The sequence below is a fragment of the Pseudoalteromonas sp. Z1A6 genome (assembly GCF_011378745.1).
Taxonomy (GTDB): domain Bacteria; phylum Pseudomonadota; class Gammaproteobacteria; order Enterobacterales; family Alteromonadaceae; genus Pseudoalteromonas; species Pseudoalteromonas arctica.
Genome location: NZ_WTKW01000031.1, coordinates 1 through 20,218, shown reverse-complemented (window position 1 = coordinate 20,218; position 20,218 = coordinate 1). Strand labels below are relative to the sequence as shown.

16 protein-coding genes are annotated in these 20,218 nt (G+C 39.6%); 6 read left to right on the top strand and 10 right to left on the bottom strand.

Translation table 11 applies throughout. From position 1 onward, the window contains the following. Both GQR46_RS03620 and GQR46_RS03615 read right to left on the bottom strand, forming a co-directional pair. The coding region (locus GQR46_RS03620) for a glycosyltransferase (RefSeq protein ID WP_165739970.1) at window positions 1–541 on the bottom strand (541 nt) is incomplete at its 3' end. After that, entirely contained in the window at window positions 541–1,611 is a 1,071-nt protein-coding gene (locus GQR46_RS03615; RefSeq protein ID WP_165739968.1) for a glycosyltransferase family 1 protein, read from the bottom strand. The genes GQR46_RS03620 and GQR46_RS03615, both read right to left, overlap by 1 nt. A gap of 211 nt (window positions 1,612–1,822) precedes the next feature. Between GQR46_RS03615 and GQR46_RS03610 the strand changes: the two genes are divergently transcribed. Next, window positions 1,823–3,328, top strand: coding sequence for a capsule assembly Wzi family protein (locus tag GQR46_RS03610; RefSeq protein ID WP_165739971.1), 1,506 nt, complete (start codon window positions 1,823–1,825; stop codon window positions 3,326–3,328). Window positions 3,329–3,425: 97 nt separating this feature from the next. Here GQR46_RS03610 and hldE read toward each other — a convergent pair whose 3' ends face one another. Both hldE and GQR46_RS03600 read right to left on the bottom strand, forming a co-directional pair. Continuing rightward, window positions 3,426–4,865, bottom strand: coding sequence for a bifunctional D-glycero-beta-D-manno-heptose-7-phosphate kinase/D-glycero-beta-D-manno-heptose 1-phosphate adenylyltransferase HldE (hldE, locus tag GQR46_RS03605; RefSeq protein WP_165729385.1), 1,440 nt, complete (start codon window positions 4,863–4,865; stop codon window positions 3,426–3,428). Beyond that, window positions 4,865–5,455 carry an SIS domain-containing protein gene (locus GQR46_RS03600; RefSeq protein WP_024611243.1) on the bottom strand — a complete coding sequence of 197 codons (591 nt, stop codon included), beginning with the start codon at window positions 5,453–5,455 and terminating at the stop codon, window positions 4,865–4,867. Before GQR46_RS03600 ends, hldE begins: the two co-directional genes overlap by 1 nt. A gap of 182 nt (window positions 5,456–5,637) precedes the next feature. On the opposite strand from GQR46_RS03600, the gene waaA reads away from it, so the two are divergent. Together waaA and GQR46_RS03590 are read left to right on the top strand one after the other, a co-directional pair. After that, complete coding sequence (gene waaA, locus GQR46_RS03595; RefSeq protein WP_165739966.1) at window positions 5,638–6,966, top strand: lipid IV(A) 3-deoxy-D-manno-octulosonic acid transferase; 1,329 nt, start codon at window positions 5,638–5,640, stop codon at window positions 6,964–6,966. Beyond that, window positions 6,963–7,511, top strand: a complete 549-nt coding sequence (locus GQR46_RS03590) for a DUF1415 domain-containing protein (RefSeq protein WP_165729383.1) — start codon at window positions 6,963–6,965, stop codon at window positions 7,509–7,511. Before waaA ends, GQR46_RS03590 begins: the two co-directional genes overlap by 4 nt. 61 nt (window positions 7,512–7,572) lie before the next feature. Here the strand turns inward: GQR46_RS03590 and GQR46_RS03585 are convergent, their stop codons facing one another. The 4 genes from GQR46_RS03585 to purL all read right to left on the bottom strand — a co-directional run bounded on the left by GQR46_RS03585 (window position 7,573) and on the right by purL (window position 14,583). After that, entirely contained in the window at window positions 7,573–7,902 is a 330-nt protein-coding gene (locus GQR46_RS03585; protein WP_165729382.1) for a YdbL family protein, read from the bottom strand. Between the two features lie 11 nt (window positions 7,903–7,913). Next, on the bottom strand, window positions 7,914–8,111 hold the full coding sequence (locus GQR46_RS03580; RefSeq protein WP_165729381.1) for a YnbE family lipoprotein: 198 nt from the start codon (window positions 8,109–8,111) through the stop codon (window positions 7,914–7,916). A 2-nt stretch (window positions 8,112–8,113) separates the two neighbouring features. Further along, a complete protein-coding gene (locus GQR46_RS03575; RefSeq protein WP_165739964.1) occupies window positions 8,114–10,564 on the bottom strand; it encodes a YdbH domain-containing protein in 2,451 nt (816 codons plus the stop codon). A gap of 128 nt (window positions 10,565–10,692) precedes the next feature. Then, a complete protein-coding gene (gene purL, locus GQR46_RS03570; protein ID WP_165739962.1) occupies window positions 10,693–14,583 on the bottom strand; it encodes a phosphoribosylformylglycinamidine synthase in 3,891 nt (1,296 codons plus the stop codon). 211 nt (window positions 14,584–14,794) lie between these two features. Between purL and mltF the strand changes: the two genes are divergently transcribed. Both mltF and GQR46_RS03560 read left to right on the top strand, forming a co-directional pair. Beyond that, window positions 14,795–16,333 carry a membrane-bound lytic murein transglycosylase MltF gene (gene mltF, locus GQR46_RS03565; protein WP_165739960.1) on the top strand — a complete coding sequence of 513 codons (1,539 nt, stop codon included), beginning with the start codon at window positions 14,795–14,797 and terminating at the stop codon, window positions 16,331–16,333. Window positions 16,334–16,496: 163 nt separating this feature from the next. After that, window positions 16,497–16,664, top strand: coding sequence for a hypothetical protein (locus GQR46_RS03560; protein ID WP_007584688.1), 168 nt, complete (start codon window positions 16,497–16,499; stop codon window positions 16,662–16,664). 2 nt (window positions 16,665–16,666) lie between these two features. On the opposite strand, the gene tadA is transcribed toward GQR46_RS03560, so the two are convergent. After that, window positions 16,667–17,182 carry a tRNA adenosine(34) deaminase TadA gene (tadA, locus tag GQR46_RS03555; protein ID WP_101162827.1) on the bottom strand — a complete coding sequence of 172 codons (516 nt, stop codon included), beginning with the start codon at window positions 17,180–17,182 and terminating at the stop codon, window positions 16,667–16,669. 178 nt (window positions 17,183–17,360) lie between these two features. Between tadA and GQR46_RS03550 the strand changes: the two genes are divergently transcribed. Beyond that, the gene (locus GQR46_RS03550; protein WP_010554383.1) at window positions 17,361–18,665 is read left to right on the top strand and encodes an inosine/guanosine kinase; all 1,305 of its coding nucleotides are present in this window, start codon (window positions 17,361–17,363) and stop codon (window positions 18,663–18,665) included. Window positions 18,666–18,702: 37 nt separating this feature from the next. Here GQR46_RS03550 and glsB read toward each other — a convergent pair whose 3' ends face one another. After that, window positions 18,703–19,626, bottom strand: a complete 924-nt coding sequence (gene glsB / locus GQR46_RS03545; RefSeq protein WP_007584683.1) for a glutaminase B — start codon at window positions 19,624–19,626, stop codon at window positions 18,703–18,705. Window positions 19,627–20,218 lie beyond the last annotated feature (592 nt).

Sequence of the window (20,218 nt, the reverse complement as noted above, 5' to 3'; positions counted from 1 at the left end):
AATCGAACGGGTTGTAAATAGTCGCAATTGCACTTGGGTTAATTAAATCCCCTTGTATTATTTCTTTTTCAACACCCTTTGATACGCAAATAAGTGATTTACCATTTAAATTTTGCTTACTTTTTTTAAGATATAAGTATGAAAATGGACCTAACTTTTTTTGACGTGCAAGTTCTGCATTAACTGAGTTGTGAATAACAAAATGAACATTTTTGATATTACTACGCGCGAGCAAGTTATTACTTCTATCAAGATTAGAAAGCACTAAATCAATATTGCCCAGCTCGCTTTGTTTTTTTTCAAACCAAGTTTGTAGTGTTAAAATGCTATTTTTACGCTGCCAAAATCGATCTACTTTTGATGCCCTATGTGCGAATAAACTCTCCACGTTAAGTACTTCAGGGATATTATATTCAATAGAGTTAGCAAGAGACAAAATAGTGATTCGGTGCTTTAACTTGGCCATTTCCTCAGCAAGGGTAAGCATTACTTTTTCAGCACCACCACCCACTAGGGAATCAATTACAATCACTATATTCATTAGCGATCCCCTATAAGCATATTTTTTATGCCATTAGTGATCACATCGAAGCTATGTGTATTATCAAGTTGGCTATATTTAGCAACGAATTCATTATAGAAAGGCTCGCTAATAACTTGAGCTATTTTCGTAGTGATTTCATCAATATCAAGATTTGCTTTTATGACAACACCTGCATTAACACAATGATCCAAACGTGTATTTTGATCTTTTGAGATAGCACATGCCACAACGGGGGTTTGAACTGCAATTGCTTGCAGTAAAGTATCTCCACCGCTAAGTAATGCGATTTTAGCTTGGCTCATTAATGCCAAAAAATCAGTACTTTGCAGACTTGCTAAACAAGTAACCTCATCACTTTCAGGAATGGCTTTCTTATAATTGGGACCAAACACAACAACTGCTTTTAAACCAGTGTGCTTAGTAATTTTAAGCGCGGCTTTAAAGTAAACATCAGCGCAATTAAGGTTATTTAATACATGTCCGCCTGAGCCAGCATTTACAATAAAATAGCCTTCCGATACTAAGTTATAGCGATTTAAAACATCACGTTTTTGCGCGCAAGAGGCAAATGTAACAAAAGGACCTACATTTCGAGGATGTGCCAAGGGAAACATGTCTAACTTAGTACTTTCAGCCCATGTAAGTGGCTCAATACAATAATCAGGCTGTACAACCCAATGTGTATCAATTAAATTAATTCTGTTAAGTTTTAAGCCTTTAGCACGTTTTTTTGCATGCTGAGAAATGAATATAACTTTAGCGCCTACCTTTTTAGCCGCCTTCATATGCCCTGCACGTCCTGCACAATCAAAAACAACGACATCAGGTTTAAATTGCTCTATAAAGTCGCAAACAAAATCAAGCTCTTTAGTCGCTGAGTGTTCGAGTAGTGTGGCTTCAAAAGGACAATCTTTTGCGTAGCTTGTATGCTTATTTAATATAAAGTGAATATCGAGAGAATCTGCAAGTTCTGCCTTTAAACTTTGAGCCAACAACAACGAGCGCATATATTCACCAATGCCTTCTGGTGATGATACTGGAATAAATAAAAGTCGTTTGTTGCTCATTGCATTCTCAATGTCCTATTTGAGCTCCAGTATATCAATCAGATACTTATTACGATAGACAGGTTACATTTTAATATATTAAATTAACTCTATATATTTGATTATTTACTGCAATAGCAGACTTAGATTGATAAACTTAGCCGCAATCTTAATCACAAGGATCTGAACTTTGCGAAACAGAATTTTTCTACTTTCTACTCTTTTTTGCGCTATGAGCGCATCAGTTAATGCTGAGCCATGGGTAAAACCCGATGATTATGGTCTAAGAGCTGATATTCAACAATTAGCTGATGCCGGTGTTATTTTAGCTCCTGTAACTACCTATCCGCTTATGTGGAAAAGTTTTATAAGCGATGTGGAAAGTATGCCGCTGGAGCAATTATCTCCAAGCTTACAAGATGCTTTACTTCGCGTTAAACATCGATATAAATCAGAAAATAGTAGCTCACATAGTCTTCAATTATCAGCTTTTGCAGCCACAGATCCAATCATAGCAACAAGCTTTGGTGCAACAAATACTCAAGAAACAGAGCTTTCTGCAGCTTACGCTTATTTAGGCGATAACTTTGCAGCTAAAGTAGCTATAAATTATAGAAAAGACGGTAAAAAGTGTTTAGTTGATGGAAAAATGACTGACGATATAGTTACCAACGAGCAAGCTTTAACCGATTGTAACGATACCTCACTTGATGATAGTTACTTAGCTTACCGTTTAGGTAACTGGATTTTTAGAGCCGGTGCTGTTGAACAATTTTGGGGACCTGGTGTTGATAACAGCTTAATTATGTCAGGTAATGCGAAACCTTTACCTGCACTAAGTGTTACCAGAGAAAAAAGTACTGCTTTCGATACACCATGGCTGAGCTGGATTGGTCAATGGAGCTTTACTGCACAAATGGCTAAACTTGAGTCTACGCGTGTTATACCTGATGCTTTACTGTGGAGTACTCGTGTTAATTTTCGCCCTATTCAACAGTTAGAAATTGCACTTAGCTGGTCTGCACAATGGGCCGGTGACGGACAACCTGGCTCAGCAGGTGACTTTATTGATGTAGTTACTGGACAAACAAGCTGTATTGATGGAAGCGAGAGTTGTGATAGCCAATTAGAGTCAAAAATAGGTAATCAATTAGCTGGTATTGATATTCGTTGGTCAGATACCTTATTTGATCAACCATATGCGGTTTATGCCAGTACTATAGGTGAAGATGCTAGCTCACAGTTTAAACCCGCTGATAGAGCATACTTATTTGGTGTGCAAACAACACAGCGCATTTATGCTCAAAACATATTAGTAAATGTTGAATATATAGATACTGGTGTTTCATGCCAAGCTGAATCAATAGTTGAAAATTGTTACTATGAGCATGATACTTATAAGTCTGGCTATCGCTACCATGGACGCACTATTGGTTCGACGTATGATAATGATGCGCAATCAGTTGTCCTAACACTACTTGGTCAGCTTTCTAATGGTGATGATTGGCAGTTGAAATTACGCAGTGTTGATTACAATAGTGACAATAGCGATTGGTACCCTAGCAATCCAGATTTAGGTAACAGCATAACTAAAACAGCCTACAACAGTAAGCAATTAGAACTTCGTTACAGAATGCTTTCTATGGGAGGACGCGTCACTTTAGGTGCTTTTGCGTCTAACAACGACGGCGCTGAAAACGATACTTCTGCATTTGCTAAGTACGAATATAACTTTTAATACGTTACTTTAATAAAGTAACGTATTAAAAGTAAGAAAGGGATGAAAACAGTGTTTTCATCCCTTTTTGTATTTTTTAAGCAAACTAAATCAGTAATTACTGTTTAATTTTACTAATTACTTTTGATGTTGAGCATCCATCTAAAAATTCAAGCACTTCAACTTTTCCACCATGGCGAAGTACATGCTCAGCACCTGCTATTTGCTCTACGGTATAGTCGCCACCCTTAACTAAAATATCAGGGCTTATTTGCTCAATTAATTTAGCGGGAGTATCGTTTTCATCTAGACTGCCAAACGGAATAACCCAATCAACTGATGAAAGTGCGCTAAGCACCATTGCACGCTCATCTAGTGGGTTAATAGGACGATCTGCTCCCTTTAAGCGCGTAATAGATTCGTCATTATTTAATCCAACAACGAGTCTATCGCCTCGCGCTTTAGCTTGTGCTAAATAACGCACATGCCCAGCATGTAAAATATCAAAGCAGCCATTAGTAAATACAATGGTTTCACCGTTTTGTTTTGCAAATTCAATATGCTGAAGTACATCATCAAATGGTGTTTGGTAATGCTCACCAGTAGTATGTAAATACTGACCAAGCTTACGACTTAACTCTTCTGGCGAAACTGTAGCTGCACCAAATTTACTAACCGCTATACCTGCCGCTAAATTAGCAATTTCGACTGCATCTTTAGGTTCCATGCCCGCACCAAGCATAACCGCGAGTGTAGCTATAACCGTATCACCGGCCCCAGTCACATCGCTTACTTCAAGCTCTTGTGCTGCAAAATCAAACTTTTCATCTGCATTAATTAACGACATACCTTGCTCAGAACGCGTAAGCAACATGGCTTTAATGCCATTTTTGCTAATTAAATCACGCGCACTTGCTGCTAAAGCTTCTTCTGAATCGGTTTGACCACCCGCTAACTTAAACTCATGTAAATTAGGCGTAATGTAATCAGCACCTTCATATAAATGTAAATCTGGCGATTTAGGGTCGATTAAAACCGTTTTTCCGGCGCCCTTAGCAAGGCTTACCATCTCTTTAATTAAGCTTAAAGATCCTTTGCTGTAATCAGAGAACACAATAAAATCGTATTCATCAAGTACAAGCTCTAAACGGTTTAATAAAAGTTGACTGTGTTGCTCGGTAAATGTTTCTTCTAAATCAAGACGAACGAGTTGTTGGTGGCGGCTAATAACACGCATTTTTGAAATAGTCGGTAAATCACATACACTGACTAATTGTGAACTTATTTTTTCACCTTTTAAAATAGTCTCTAAAATCTGCCCGCTTTCGTCTTCACCAATTAAGCCCAGTAAGCCAACTTTTGCATCTAACCGCGCTATATTTTTTGCAACGTTAGCTGCGCCGCCCGCTTTGTCTTCAAATTTACTTACTTTAACAACAGGTACTGGCGCTTCAGGCGAAATTCGACCTGTATCACCATACCAATAACGGTCTAGCATTACGTCGCCAACAACTAATATTCGTGCCGCTGATAAGTTTTTTAATAACGATAAATCCATTACTGCTGCTCCGCAACAACCATATCCATGGCTTCACATAACCAGTGACCTATAAACATGTGAGCTTCTTGGATACGTGCTGTTTCGTCATTTTTTATAATGATAGGTAACTTAGCAATATCTTTTACTTTACCGCCATCACGTCCAGTTAATGCCACTGTAAAAGCACCTAGTTTATTTGCAGCTTCTAATGCTAAATTAATATTATTACTAGTACCTGATGTGGTTAAACCTATAACTAAATCTTCTGGTTTACATAGCGCTTGAACTTGGCGTTCAAACACCGTATCAAAGTGATAATCGTTGCTGTGTGCAGTTAAAATTGATGTGTCTGTAGTCAATGCCATTGAGGCAAGCGGACCACGCTCTAATTTATAACGCACTACAAACTCGGCTGCTAAATGCTGCGCATCGGCTGCACTACCGCCGTTACCAAACCAAACAATCTTGCCACCCGCTTGTAATGCACTGTGACATGCTTCTAACAGTTGCATAGATTCTTGATGATAAGCTTCCATCGTTTCAAATAATGCTTGATGACGGTTTAATGTTTCAACGTAGCTAGCTGCCACTGAATCGATAATTGACATGAAAAATTCCTCTAGGAACTGAAATAGCAGGGAAAAATTAAATCCATTATTCCATAATTTTATTTAATTGTGTGCATTTTATCGGGTTATAACTGAACCCAGACCATATTTTATTGCGAGTATGTTTAGAAAACGGCTATTTCACGGTAAACTAACGCCACTTCCCTTTAAGAATGATCAGTATGGCACGCATTTTTTACTCCTTAGCATTAATTTTTATTAGCCCACTGATTGTATTTTATCTCTATATTTTACGAGGTAAAAAAAACCAAGGCTATCGTGCACACTTTAAAGAGCGCTTTGGGTTTGTCAGTAAGTCTTTATTTACGACTAAAACCAAGCCTTTAGTTTTTCATTGTGCGTCTGTTGGTGAGGTACTTGCCGCAACGCCGCTTATTAAAGCGCTTCAAAAAGCGCATCCAAATTTAAATATACTTATAACCTGTAATACCCCAACAGGCAGAGAGCAAATACTTAACCAATTTAAAAATACTGTTGCGTGTAGCTACTTACCAATTGATTTTCCGTTTGCGACAGCCCGATTTTTAAAGCGTATTAAGCCACAAGCATTATGTATTTTAGAAACCGAGCTATGGCCAAATTTAATGGCGATAAGTCACAAAAAAAATATACCGATACTTGTTATCAATGCAAGACTCTCTGAAAAGTCGCAGCAAGGCTATCAAAAGGTCGCTAAATTAACGCATATTATTATGCGCTCAATTACAGTACTTGCGAGTCATAACAAGGCAGATGCGGAGCGTTTTATAGAGCTTGGTCTCGAAACTTCAAAAAGCTATGTAACAGGCTCTATAAAATTTGATATAACACCAAGTGAAGAGCAATTAGCCAAAGTACTCAACCTTAAACAGCTTTATAGTATTAATAAAAATAATAGTAATGAAAATAGCAGTAATGAGCACGATACTGACGAGCGCTTTGTATGGGTTGCAGGCTCAACACATCCTGTAGAACATGAATTAGTATTGGCAGCTCACCAAGAGTTACTAAAAAAACAACCGAATGCATTACTTATAATTGCTCCGCGCCATCCAGAGCAATTTGATAAAGTGGCAGAGCTTTTAACACAAAGCCCACTTAGTTTTAGCCGTCGTAGCCAAAATAACTACAACAATGAACAAGTACTTCTTGCTGATACGCTTGGTGAGTTACAGTGTTTATATGGCGCTGCAAATGTAAGCTTTATTGGTGGCAGCTTAATTCGCAGAGGTGGGCATAACCCACTGGAATCAGCGGCGTTTTCGGTAGGTGTAATAACAGGTCCACACACATATAATTTTGACCATGTTTATCCCGAGCTAATAAAGCTCAAAGGCGCCGTAATGGTTGATAACAACGACGAACTAGCAAAGCAGCTCATAACGTTTAGCCAAAACACAAAAGCATGCCAAACCTTAGGTATTAAAGCCGCGCAATGCGTAGCTAAAAACCAAGGTGCAATACAAAAAACACTTACCATTATTCACCAATATTTAGAGCCAAAACCGTGACCAACATAGCTATAAGCCAAACCCGCGAATGGGTATCATCTGTTATTGTTAAATATAACTTTTGCCCGTTTGCCCGCAAAGAAGTAGAAAATAATTGTATTCATTACATCGTAAGCCCAGCAACGAGCATGGATGACGCCGTAATGGATATGCTTGAGCAATGTGTTGAGCTTGACCGTGAACCAGAGCGCGAAACAACGCTTATCATGTTTGATAACGGCTTTAGTGATTTTGAAGACTTTTTAGACTTGGTCGATTTAGCTAATGCGCTTTTAGTCGCGCAAGGGTTTGAAGGCAAGTATCAAATTGCTAACTTTCATCCTGATTACGTATTTGCCGACAGTGATGAAACCGATGCCGCAAACTACACAAATAGAGCGCCTTTTCCTACTCTGCATTTAATCCGCGAAGCAAGTATGAGCGAAGCGCTTGATAGTTATAACGAGCCTGAATCTATTCCAGAGCATAATATAAACCTAGCAAGGCGTAAGGGTATTGATTTTTGGCAGCAGTTACTCGAAGGCTGTAAAAAACCGAGCGCTTAGAGGCTCGGTTTTATTCTTGATTTTATTCTTAGCTTTAGCAAAGTAAAGCTAGCTGGGATCGCTATTTTTTAACCCAGTTACCATTTACTTCAACGTAATGACCACTTTGGGTTTTTTCAATTGTTTTGGCAGCGGCGAGTGCCTCTACTTGTGAAAGTGACAAGTTATTCTTTTTAGCCAGCTTTAAGTACTGCGCTTTACGCTTTGCATTTATGTCATCAACAACCGCTTTTGCTTCTTCATTTTGTACAACAAGCCCTAAATAACCAGAGCTATCCTCACCGACTAAACCTTGGTTTTTGGCGTCATCAAGGCTAATAGCCCACACAGAGAACGACATACATACAGCGCTAAGTAATGTAATAATATTTAATTTTTTCTTCGTATTCATGTTCTAACTCCTTAAAATAACTCACTGTCGTCACTAAATAAACTGTCGAGTTCTTTGTCTACTTTTACGCGAATTTCGTGATCAACTTTCACATTTAAATTAATTGTAATAGGCTCTTTTGCAGACACCTCAACACGGTGCGTGCAGGCACTTAGTACGCTAATAGCACCCAGCGCGAGCAGTACTTTTATCGATAACGACTGTCTCATTATTAGTTTCCTTTTTGTGAGTATTGTTGCTCAACTTTTTGTGTAATTTCGTCACTTAAACGCAATGCGCGTAAAAGTGTAAATACGTTTTCTTCATGATTGTAGTTAAAGTTAACTTGCTGCTGCTCTGCTTTATTATAACCTTGTAAGTTAACACCGAGTTTTAACCAACCATCACTTTTTAGTGCAACACTACTATTTAGCTTTTGAATATCTAGATTTGTTAATAATCCTAACACAGGTTGCAACTCTTGCTGTTGCTGCATCACCGAATCAAACGCTGCGTTATTAGTAATTTTTAAATTACCTGTGCCTTGGCTAAATAAACTGCCGTCAATTATTTCAATTTTTCCACTATCAAAATGGACAGGTAAAGACCCCGCCAAGCGTCCCGTTAATACAATGCCCGACTTATCATCGAGTGTAACGAGTTTACTCGCATCAATATTTTCAAACTTAACATTAGCGACTTGATTTGGCTTCCCTACTGTGTAGGTATCTAACGAAAATTCGCCGCCAAATACATCGCCCGTTATATCGTTTACTAGAGCGCTATTATCGTTAACTTGCCACTGCCCTTTAATATTTTTTACAACAGCACCGGCTCTAAATTCATTTAAATTAAAGGTAGTTGGTTTTACATTAAGCTTACCTGAATTATATTGCCCGCTAAATACGCTATTCAAATCACTCGCAAGGTAATCGTTATAAAGTGCACCTATGTGAGTAACCCCTATATTGAATGAAGCGTTTTGCAAGTTTACATCACCACTAATATAGCCATTAAATTTACCCTCGGTTAGTTGCGCAAGTGGTTCAAATTGACTAATAAATGCATTTAATGGCAGCACACCTTGTTCAGGAATAATGACTTCAAACGGATTAGCTTGCGCCGATACATGATGATTTATCACTAACTCGACATCGTTTATAAATGCGTGATGAGTGGCTTTTAGTGCACGGCTTTGTAGCCCATTAGACTCTACTTTTATATTATTAAGTTTTATGTCAGGGCTATTAACAGCCTTTATATTCGTTTTTGCTGTTAACTCGGCAAATAACTCGCCCACGCCTAAATTAGCATTTGCTGTTAATGTGTTACTTATATCCGTTGCTTTAAATTTTTTATATTGTGCGCTTTTAAATTGATGCGTTAATGTTACTTCTGCGTTTAACTGCTTATCCATTTTTGCAGTTAAATCACCTTGGTATTGCACTGCGCTTATATCAAACGCATCTACACTATTGAGCGTTAATTTAGCATTTATAAGCCCAACTGGTTTTGAGTCAATAAACTCACTTATATCAAAGTGACCACCAAGGCTAAGCCCATTCGCTGTTGCAGGAACAAATTCAGGCAAGCTTTCAAGCGCAACCGCGTAATCGCCTTTAATCGTAGTGCCCACTAACTGAGCATTAACGCTGAAATTATTTATATCGGGTGTGCTTATTTGAGCTGATAAATTTGTCTGTACGTTTTCAAGTGGCGATTTAATATTAACTGCTGTATCTGTCATTAAAATATCAAATTGCTTAACGCCCTCACTCACCAAATTAATTGCAGGTAAGCTCAGCTCACTATCCTTTAAGCGAATTGATTGAGGGAGTTTAAGTTGCCAATTTAAAGGAACTTGATTGCTGACAAAACCTGCGTATTCACTCGGTGAAATTAAATTCGCACAACTTGGCGTTAAATTAATTTTGTTATTAAGCAAATCGGTATTAAGCATTAACGCTTGGCTGTTTAAATTAAAATGAGTTGCCAACTTGCCAGTGGTTAATACGTTGGCCTGACATTGCTCATAAGTATGAGTAAACTGGGCACTAATATCGCCATTTAATTTAAGCTCTATACCGTCAAAGCTAAACGCTTGCTGAGTATTAAAATTAACGCCAGCTATTAAGGTGTTTTTAGTGTTTATAACTTGCTTTAAAAGAGTGTCATTTACTGCAAACTGACCACTTACTTTATCAGCAGTCAAAATCGCACTCGCGTTTATATCACCAGTGACATTAAACTGATTTAGTGTGGGTTCCAATATACTTATTTTTAGTGGCTTATTGAGCTGATCACTTTTTACTGCAAGCTGTTTAATGCTGATTAATGGACGGGTTGAAGGAAGCGCTAAATCAAGATTTTTAGCAAGTTGATTAGCATTATCGTTTTTAGGGAAAGGATTAACCGTTAGCACAGCATTTTTAATATCTATACGTTTTATATTTGCAGTAATACCAGTAAGTTGTAACTGTTGATTTTGATAATTCACACACACTTTATCAGCATAGATATTTAGCTCAGACGTAATTGAAAAGTCGAGACAACTTAACGTAATGCCTGCTTTTTTAAGCTCAGGCGCTATAGCCCACTGTAATAAAGGCAAACGAAATACATAACCAAGCAGCAAGATACTTAGCAATATAGCCCCAACAATTAAACCAACTCGTTTAAACATACTATCCTTACATGCTTTGTGCTTTTAACTTGGTGCAAAAAGCATACTAATCAAAAAAGGCTGCACAATGCAGCCTTTTTTATTTTACAGCTAGATTATGAATCTAACTTGTATAAACGCAAATGTAATTAACCTACATTTTTACGTGCATTACGGAACATACGCATCCACGGGCTATCTTCGATCCATTCATCAGGATGCCAAGAGTTAGCAACGCTTCTAAATACGCGTTCTGGATGCGGCATCATTACAGTTGCGCGACCATCAGTAGAGGTAATACCGGTAATACCTTCTGGAGAACCATTCGGGTTAGCTGGGTACTGCGTTGTAGGGTTACCGTAGTTATCTACAAACTTAACCGCTACAGTGCCGCTATTAAGCGCGGCCTTAGTTGCGGCATCGTTTGCAAACTCAGCATGACCTTCACCATGAGAAACCGCAATTGGCATACGTGAGCCAGCCATTCCGTTAAAGAACACAGATGGATTCTCTTGTATTTCAACTAAACTAAAGCGAGCTTCAAAACGCTCTGATTTATTAGTTACAAAACGCGGCCAGTGCTCAGTGCCAGGGATCAACTCTTTTAACGTTGATAACATTTGGCAACCGTTACATACACCTAAGCTAAAGGTATCTTCACGATGGAAGAAGTTTTGGAACTGATCGCGTGCCATGTCGTTAAACAAAATAGACTTAGCCCAACCTTCACCCGCACCAAGTACGTCACCGTAAGAGAAGCCACCACATGCCACTAAACCTTTAAACTGCTCTAGTGTTAAACGACCTTCTAAAATGTCGCTCATGTGTACATCAACGGCTGCAAAACCTGCGCGGTTAAACGCTGCTGCCATTTCTAGGTGAGAGTTAACACCTTGCTCACGTAAAATAGCCATTTGCGGTTTAGCACCGGTTGCAATGTATGGCGCTGCTATGTCTTCGTTTAAATCAAAGTTTAGTTTTACATTTAAGCCAGGATCTTTTACATCAAATTTTGCATCAAACTCTTGCTTAGCACACTCGGGGTTATCACGACGCGCTTGCATTTGATACGTTGTTTCAGCCCAAATAGTACGAAGCTCAGTACGCGTATGATTAAGCACCGTGTTTTCGCCACGGTTAAATATAATCGTATCGTCGCTATTAAGTGTACCGATGTTGTGAGTAATTGCTGCAATACCATGTTGTTCAAACACAACATTTACTGCATCTAAATCACTATTTGCAACTTGAATTACTGCACCTAGCTCTTCGTTATAAAGCGCTTCAATGTCAGAGCCTGTTAAATCTGCTAAATCAACCGTTACACCGGTATGACCCGTAAACGCCATTTCAGCAACCGTGGTAAATAAACCACCGTCTGAACGGTCATGATAAGCAAGTAACTTACTATCAGCCACTAGCGCTTGCATTGCGTTATAAAAGCCTTTTAATAACTCAGGGCTATCAACATCAGGTGTTACATCACCCAATTGCTTATAAACTTGCGCAAGGCTTGATGCGCCCATGCGGTTTTTACCCGCACCTAAATCAACTAATATAAGCGATGTATCGCCTTTATCTGTACGCAGTTCTGGAGTTACTGTTTTACGTACGTCGTCAACACGACCAAACGCAGTTATAACCAATGAAAGCGGCGATGTTACTGATTTTTCTTGTGAGTCACCTTCATCTTTCCATGTCGTTTTCATCGACATAGAATCTTTACCTACTGGAATAGTTAAACCAAGCGCAGGGCAAAGTTCTTCGCCTACGGCTTTAACTGCTTCATACAAGCCCGCATCTTCACCTGGGTGACCCGCTGCTGCCATCCAGTTTGCTGATAACTTAATATTTTCAAGGCTACCAATGTTTGCACAGGCAATATTAGTTAACGATTCAGCCACCGCTAAACGAGCAGATGCACCGTAATTAAGTAATGCCGCAGGAGTACGCTCACCAAGTGACATAGCTTCACCGTGATAAGTGTCATACGTTGCCGCAGTTACTGCACAGTTAGCAACAGGTACTTGCCAAGGACCGACCATTTGATCGCGCGCCACTAAGCCAGTAACTGAGCGATCGCCGATTGTTATTAGGAATGTTTTTTCTGCAATGGCTGGTAAACGCATTAAGCGCTGCGCTGCATCGGCTGCATTTATTAATGTAGTATCAAGCGCTTTACCAACAACTTGCTTTGACGTTACATCGCGGTGCATTTTAGGTGCTTTACCTAATAATACGTCCAGCGGTAAATCAACGGGGTCATTTTTAAAGTGACTGTCTGACACGGTTAAGTGAGGTTCAGCGGTTGCTTCACCAATAACTGCGTACTGAGCGCGTTCGCGCTTACAAATTGCTTCAAAGCGATCAAAGTCTTCTACGCCAACAGCGAGTACATAACGTTCTTGTGATTCATTACACCAAATTTCGTGTGGTGCCATGCCTGGCTCATCGTTAGGGATGCTGCGTAATTGGAACTTACCACCACGTCCACCATCGTTAACAAGCTCAGGAAACGCATTTGATAAACCGCCAGCGCCTACATCGTGGATGAATGCAATTGGGTTTTCGTCACCTAGCTGCCAACATTTATCGATAACTTCTTGGCAACGACGTTCCATTTCTGGGTTTTCGCGTTGTACAGAAGCAAAATCTAAATCTTCGTTTGATTGACCTGAAGCCATGCTTGATGCAGCACCACCGCCTAAACCAATGTTCATTGCAGGTCCGCCTAGCGCAATTAATTTAGCGCCAACAGGTATATCCCCTTTTTGAACATGATCAGAGCGAATATTACCTAAACCGCCAGCAAGCATAATTGGTTTATGGTAACCACGTACTTCTTCGCCGTTATGGCTTGTTACTTTTTCTTCGTAAGTACGGAAGTAACCTAGTAAATTAGGACGACCAAACTCATTATTAAATGCAGCGCCGCCCAGTGGACCTTCTGTCATAATATCAAGCGCGTTAACAATACGACTCGGCTTACCAAAATCGCTTTCCCATGGTTGCTCGTAACCTGGAATACGTAAGTTTGATACCGTAAAGCCAACTAAACCAGCTTTTGGTTTAGAGCCACGACCTGTTGCGCCTTCATCGCGAATCTCACCGCCAGAGCCCGTAGCTGCACCAGAGAATGGCGCAATAGCTGTTGGATGGTTATGAGTTTCAACTTTCATTAATATTTCAATGTCTTCTTGATGATACGCATATTCACCTTGCGCATTTGGGAAGAAGCGACCCGCTTTTGAGCCTTTCATTACTGCCGCGTTATCTTTATACGCCGACAATACATTTTCAGGATTTAGCTCAAAGGTATTTTTAATCATTTTAAACAGCGATTTTGGCTGCTCTTTTCCATCGATTGTCCAGTCAGCATTAAATATTTTATGGCGACAATGCTCTGAGTTTGCCTGTGCAAACATAAACAATTCGATATCATTAGGGTTACGTCCTAACTTTATAAAGTTTTCTACCAAGTAATCTATTTCGTCATCAGCAAGGGCAAAACCTTGCTCAACATTGGCTATTGCTAATGCTTCGCGTCCGCCACCTAAAATATCAACAGACGACATTTGGCGCGGTGCATCACTGCGAAACAGTTGTGCAGCATCTTCAAGCTCACTATGCGTGGCTTCGGTCATACGGTCGTGTAATAACGCAATTACTTGTGCAAGTTGTTCTGCGTTTAAGTCACCTTCAACATAATAAGCAATACCGCGTTCAACACGGTGAACCTGTTTTAAACCACAGTTATGGGCAATATCGGTTGCTTTAGATGCCCAAGGTGAAATGGTACCTGGGCGAGGTGTAACAAGTACAAGTTTGCCGGCTGGGGTATGCTCAGCAATGGTTGGACCGTAAGTTAATAGTTTTTCAAGCTTGGTTTGCTCGGAGCTACTCAACGGCGATGTTAAATCGGCAAAGTGAGCATACTCGGCGTATACGTTAGTGACTGGAAGTTGCGATTGTTGGCAACGCGCTAAAATTTTATTAACTCTGAACTCTGACAGTGCTGGTGCACCACGAAGGATCAACATAGGTAATTTCATCCGGGGTTAGGGATTGAACGATATTTTAGGCACGCATTATAGTCCAATTAGCATTCAGATTTAACTCAAAATTACGCTTTTCATAAAATTAACTTTTTAGCTTTATTTATAGCCTCTTTTGGTTAATAAAATAAAAGGTAAAGTGACGCGATGGCTTAGTTTTGCTATAACGGTGACTGGCGAGCTTAAGGGGCACTCAATGTTCAAAGAAAAACTAATAATAATCATTACTTTAGTTATGCTGTTATGTGCATGCGATATGCAAGAGCAGCCAACTCAACTCGCCCAAATAAAAGAACACAATAAAATACGTGTGGGTACCCTTGCGAGTGCTAGTAATTATTATCAAGCCGTTCAAGGTGAGCAAGGCTTTGAATATGAGTTATCTCAAGCCTTCGCTGAATATTTAGGTGTAGAGCTTGAAATAGTCCCTTTCTTTAACTTATCTGACATGTTTGAACGCCTTGAAAGCGGTGATTTAGACTTAATAGCGTCAGGACTTACCTATAATAAAACCCGTGCAGAGCAATACCGCTTTGGGCCAACTTACAGAACAATTAGCCAAAAATTAGTTTATAAGCAAGGTCGCGTTCGTCCTCGAGAGTTTGACGATTTAGACGGTAACTTTACTGTTATAGCTAAAAGTAGCCACTCGCTTACTCTACAAAAAATGAAGAAGAACAATCCAGACCTTACCTGGATAGAGAGCGAAGAGTTTGATGAAGAAGAATTACTTCAAGCGGTTATTGATGGCGAGATAGATTACACCCTAGCCGATACACATACATTATCGTTGTTTCGCCGTTATCACCCCAATTTAAGCATCGGTTTTTCAGTTAGCCATAACGACCCTATTGCATGGATACTCAATAAATCAGATGACGACTCTTTATATGCGTTATTGGTGCCATTTTTTGGTGACGTTAAGCAAAGTAACCAGCTCTACGTACTCGAAGAAAAGTATTTTGGTCACGTACGCCAATTTAATTATGTAAATACCCTTGCTTATATCGAAGCAATTAAAGAAACCTTACCAACATACCAGCCATGGTTTGAACAATATGCAGGTAGCCTTGACTGGCGATTATTAGCAGCACTAAGCTATCAAGAATCTATGTGGAATCCTCGCGCTAAATCACCAACAGGTGTGCGCGGCATCATGATGCTAACTCGCAGTACAGCCAAACAAGTGGGTGTTACTAACCGATTAGAGCCAGAGCAAAACATTCGTGGTGGCGCTAAATACTTAAGCAAGCTTATTAAACGTATTCCTGACCGTATCCCGCAACCCGACCGCACATGGCTTGCTTTGGCCGGATACAATGTAGGTTGGGGGCACGTTAACGACGCACGTATAATTACCGAACAGCAAGGTGCAAGTCCTGACAAATGGGCTGATGTAAAAAAACGCCTACCGCTATTAATTAAAAAGCGCTATTACCGTAAAACTCGCTACGGTTATGCCCGAGGCGATGTAGCTGTTAAATATGTCGATAATATTCGTCGCTATTACGATGCACTTGTTTGGCTAGATGAAAATGATGCTATTGCTGCAGAGCCTGAGCCAAAACCAATTACAGAGTTGAGCACTGATACTGAGCTAAAGCTAAAGCTAAACGAAAAAAGTGAAGTAAAAAGTGAAGTAAAAAGTGAAGTAAAAAGTAAGGCAGATGAAGCTCAAACAGAAAAACAACAACCTATAATCGAACCCGAACAGTCGAGTGAAAACAATGGCTAAGATTAATATAAGTACCCGTTTATTGAGTATGTCAGTAAGCAAAATTTAAGTAAATTAAATATCTGTTTACTTGTCACCAAATGATCACTAATGTGTGTTAATTGTATATTATTATTTTATAAGATATACCCGTGCCTTTCTCACTCTTGCATTAGGAGAAAACATGCTAAAACGTAGACGCACACAAAGATTAAAACGCAATGTCATTTATTCAACGGCCACACGTCGTCGTGTTATGTTGCGAAAACTACACAAAAAAATCATCTGGCGTCGCCGAATGTTTGCTATGCAGCAAATGGCCGAATCAGAAATAGAGCCAATCGCTAGTTAACTCTAGTTAGGCTTATTTATTTGTTCATCACGAGCAGCTTTCTTAGCTGCTTTAATTTGCGCTCTTCTACGTTTAAAAAAATTCGAAATAGTATCACCGCACAGCTGTGCCAAAACACCACCGCACACCTCAACTTGATGATTTAACTTAGGCTCTTGTAATAAATTCATAATTGAACCCGCAGACCCTGTTTTAGCATCGACTGCTCCAAATACTAAACGCTTTATTCTGCTATGCACTAACAATCCCGCACACATAGAACATGGCTCTAACGTTACGTATAGGGTGCAATCAATTAAGCGGTAATTGTTAAGGACTTTTCCAGCTTCTCGCACTGCAATCATTTCGGCATGGGCAGATGGGTCATTATCCGTTATTGAGCGGTTATACCCGACTGAAACTAGCTGGTTATCTTTGACTACAATTGCTCCAACCGGAATTTCATCAAGCAGCTCTGCTTGCTTTGCATACAAAAGCGCTTGTTCCATCCAGTAGGAATCATCAAATGGTTCGTTCATTATTTCTACTTAAATAACCTTTTATGCTGTAATTATACCTAGTTAGCACTCTAAAGTGCGCCATTCATTACTTTATTCCAAAAATAAAACAATATTTACCCGTTTGTAATGGCTCACTCGTGCTGATTTACGCTATAATCTCACGCTTTTTTTATTTAGCTCACAACACGGGTAGCAAATGAAATTTCCTGGACGCCGCAGGCATAAACATTATTTTCCAGTGGAAGCCAAAGATCCACTTACCAATCAACTTAACGCAACAGAGCGATTACAACGTAGTTATATTACGGGTATCGATCAGATCGTTGTTGATATAGAGGCAAAAGTTGATCAAGCTTTCCTTGACGAATTTCAACTACGTAGAGGGATGTCGCAAGTTATTGATAGCGATACAACAAACGCCTTATACGATCGTTTAAAATTAAACAATATGGTTGATTTTGAGTTTGCCGGTGGAACCATTGGTAACACTATGCACAACTACTCTGTACTTGCAGATGATCGCTCAGTTTTATTAGGCGTAATGAGCGAAAATATAAAAATAGGTAGCTACGCTTACCGTTTTTTATGTAATACCTCAAGCCGTGTAGACTTAAACTACCTTCAACCAGTTGATGGGCCTGTAGGGCGTTGTTTTACATTAATTGATGAAACCGGTGAGCGTACTTTTGCAATAAGTGCAGGCCTAATGAATCACTTACGTCCTGAATCTATCGATAAAGACCTTATTGAGAATTCATCAGCGTTAGTGATTAGTGCCTATCTTATGCGTACTCAAGGTAGCGAAACAATGACTGAAGCCACTATGCAAGCGGTAAAATACGCTAATGACGCAGGTGTGCCAGTTGTGCTAACACTCGGTACTAAGTTCTTAATTGAACAAGACCCTACTTGGTGGGCAAACTTTGTTGAAAAGCATGTTGATATTCTTGCTATGAACGAAGAAGAAGGTTTAGCTATTACAGGTTTTGAAGATCCTCTTCTAGCTGCTGATAAAGCACTTGATTGGGTAGACTTAGTTATTTGTACCGCTGGCGAAAAAGGCTTATTTATGGCCGGCTACGTAGACGAAAGCTTAAAGCGTGAAACCGAATACCCGTTACTACCAGGCGCCATACCTGATTTTAACCGTTACGAATTCTCACGAGCTATGCGTAAAGATGAGTGTGATGAACCTATCAGAGCATACAGTCATACGGCCCCATTTATGGGTGGACCTGATTCAATAAAAAACACCAATGGTGCAGGTGACTGCGCACTTGCGGCTGTACTACATGATTTGTCAGCGAATGTTTACCATAAGCTTAATGTGGCAAACTCAGCTAAACATCAGCAACAAGCTATTACTTACTCGTCACTATCGCAAATTAGTAAATATGCTAACCGAGCGAGCTATGAAGTATTAGTTCAGCACTCTCCGCGTTTATCTCGTGGTTTACCTGAACGTGAAGATTGTTTAGAACAAGTTTATTGGGAACAATAAATAACGGTGGGAGCAATTATTGCTCCCTATCGATTTCCTAAAAAATAGAAATATCGAGCTTTTTAGATAGCAGTTCTAATGCTGCTATTCCTGCAACGGAGTTACCAAACGAATTAAGCCCCGGAGAATAAACAGCTACAGTAAACTTATTTGGTAACACAGCTAAAATAGTTCCTGACACTCCCGACTTACCTGGCATGCCCACTCTGTAACCAAAATCACCCGCAGCATCATATAAACCACTCGTGAATAAAAGCGAATTAAGCTGTTTATTCTGACGACTACTTAAAACACGATTGCCCGATCGATTATCAACACCTTTATTAGCTAAAAAATTATAAGCTTTTGCTAATTCAATACAGTTGAGCTCAATAGAACAAAAGTTAAAGTAAGCCCACAAAACATCATCAACTTCGTTTTCAAAATTACCAAATGACTTCATTAAATGTGCCATAGCAGCATTTCGGTGCCTGAACTCATACTCTGAATTAGCGACTTTTTTATCAATTACTATGCCTCTATTACCAGCTAATAACCTGAAAGTTTCGAGCATAGAATGCATTGGCGCAGATAAGCGGCTGTATAATGCATCACACGTTACAATTGCGCCTGCATTGATGAATGGGTTACGAGGAATCCCCTTTTCAAACTCAAGCTGTGTAAGCGAGTTAAAGGCTGTACCTGAGGGTTCCTTTCCGACTCTATGCCAAAGTTCATCACCATAACGCTGTAGTGCCATAGTAAGTGTCATAACTTTAGAAACTGATTGAATAGTGAAGCGTTGAGAACAATCCCCTGCGCACACAGTTTCACCATCAGTTGTATAAATAGCGATAGAAAATTGTTCCGGATCAACCTCGGCAAGCGCCGGTATATAATCAGCTACTTTCCCTTGTGATAATAAAGGACGTACTTCATGTGCTATTTCATCAAGCACCTTTTGGTAATCAGCTGTAGGCAATCTAGACCTCTATATCGTCATTCATAAGAATTGGATTTTAACACGCGCTATTAGGTGCACCTAGTTTTGTTGTCGAATTTAACGGTGAGATTTTACTAAATTTAAATAGAAAAAAACGTCACATTACTGTATCTGGTTTCTCTTAATTAAATCCTGGTAATGTCATGATGCCCACTGCGGTGGAGAGTCACAGTGCAAATGCTACGAACTCATTGTCGAGCGGAGATTTTTATGATTTTAGTGTCGGGAGTCGCTACGCTCGCCCGACCTACGTGATAGGTGTTGATGTGAGTGTGTGTTAATTGCGTGTTTTTCACTTTTCTGCAGACATAAAAAAGCCCGAATCTTAAGTTCGAGCGCTCTACAATGTGAAGTCGGTGCGCTACGCAGTAGGATGTCGTAGTGCCCACAGCGGTAGAGAGTCACAGTGAAATACTACACTATTATTAATCGTATCATCTCTTAGTATGCAGAGTTTTACTAATTTCAAAAAGCAAAAAACCCGTTATATTGCTATAACGGGTTTCTCTTAATTAAATCCTGGCAATGTCCTACTTTCACATAGCAAATGCTACACTATCATCGGCGCTGT

What these genes read in the sequence shown, in the direction of transcription:
- GQR46_RS03580 (WP_165729381.1), bottom strand. Translation starts at nt 8,111, where the DNA reads ATGAGACAGTCGTTATCGATAAAAGTACTGCTCGCGCTGGGTGCTATT.
- hldE (WP_165729385.1), bottom strand. Translation starts at nt 4,865, where the DNA reads ATGGATTTATCGTTATTAAAAAACTTATCAGCGGCACGAATATTAGTT.
- tadA (WP_101162827.1), bottom strand. Translation starts at nt 17,182, where the DNA reads ATGAACGAACCATTTGATGATTCCTACTGGATGGAACAAGCGCTTTTG.
- purL (WP_165739962.1), bottom strand. Translation starts at nt 14,583, where the DNA reads ATGTTGATCCTTCGTGGTGCACCAGCACTGTCAGAGTTCAGAGTTAAT.
- mltF (WP_165739960.1), top strand. Translation starts at nt 14,795, where the DNA reads ATGTTCAAAGAAAAACTAATAATAATCATTACTTTAGTTATGCTGTTA.
- GQR46_RS03560 (WP_007584688.1), top strand. Translation starts at nt 16,497, where the DNA reads ATGCTAAAACGTAGACGCACACAAAGATTAAAACGCAATGTCATTTAT.
- GQR46_RS03610 (WP_165739971.1), top strand. Translation starts at nt 1,823, where the DNA reads ATGAGCGCATCAGTTAATGCTGAGCCATGGGTAAAACCCGATGATTAT.
- GQR46_RS03575 (WP_165739964.1), bottom strand. Translation starts at nt 10,564, where the DNA reads ATGTTTAAACGAGTTGGTTTAATTGTTGGGGCTATATTGCTAAGTATC.
- GQR46_RS03615 (WP_165739968.1), bottom strand. Translation starts at nt 1,611, where the DNA reads ATGAGCAACAAACGACTTTTATTTATTCCAGTATCATCACCAGAAGGC.
- waaA (WP_165739966.1), top strand. Translation starts at nt 5,638, where the DNA reads ATGGCACGCATTTTTTACTCCTTAGCATTAATTTTTATTAGCCCACTG.
- GQR46_RS03600 (WP_024611243.1), bottom strand. Translation starts at nt 5,455, where the DNA reads ATGTCAATTATCGATTCAGTGGCAGCTAGCTACGTTGAAACATTAAAC.
- GQR46_RS03550 (WP_010554383.1), top strand. Translation starts at nt 17,361, where the DNA reads ATGAAATTTCCTGGACGCCGCAGGCATAAACATTATTTTCCAGTGGAA.
- GQR46_RS03585 (WP_165729382.1), bottom strand. Translation starts at nt 7,902, where the DNA reads ATGAATACGAAGAAAAAATTAAATATTATTACATTACTTAGCGCTGTA.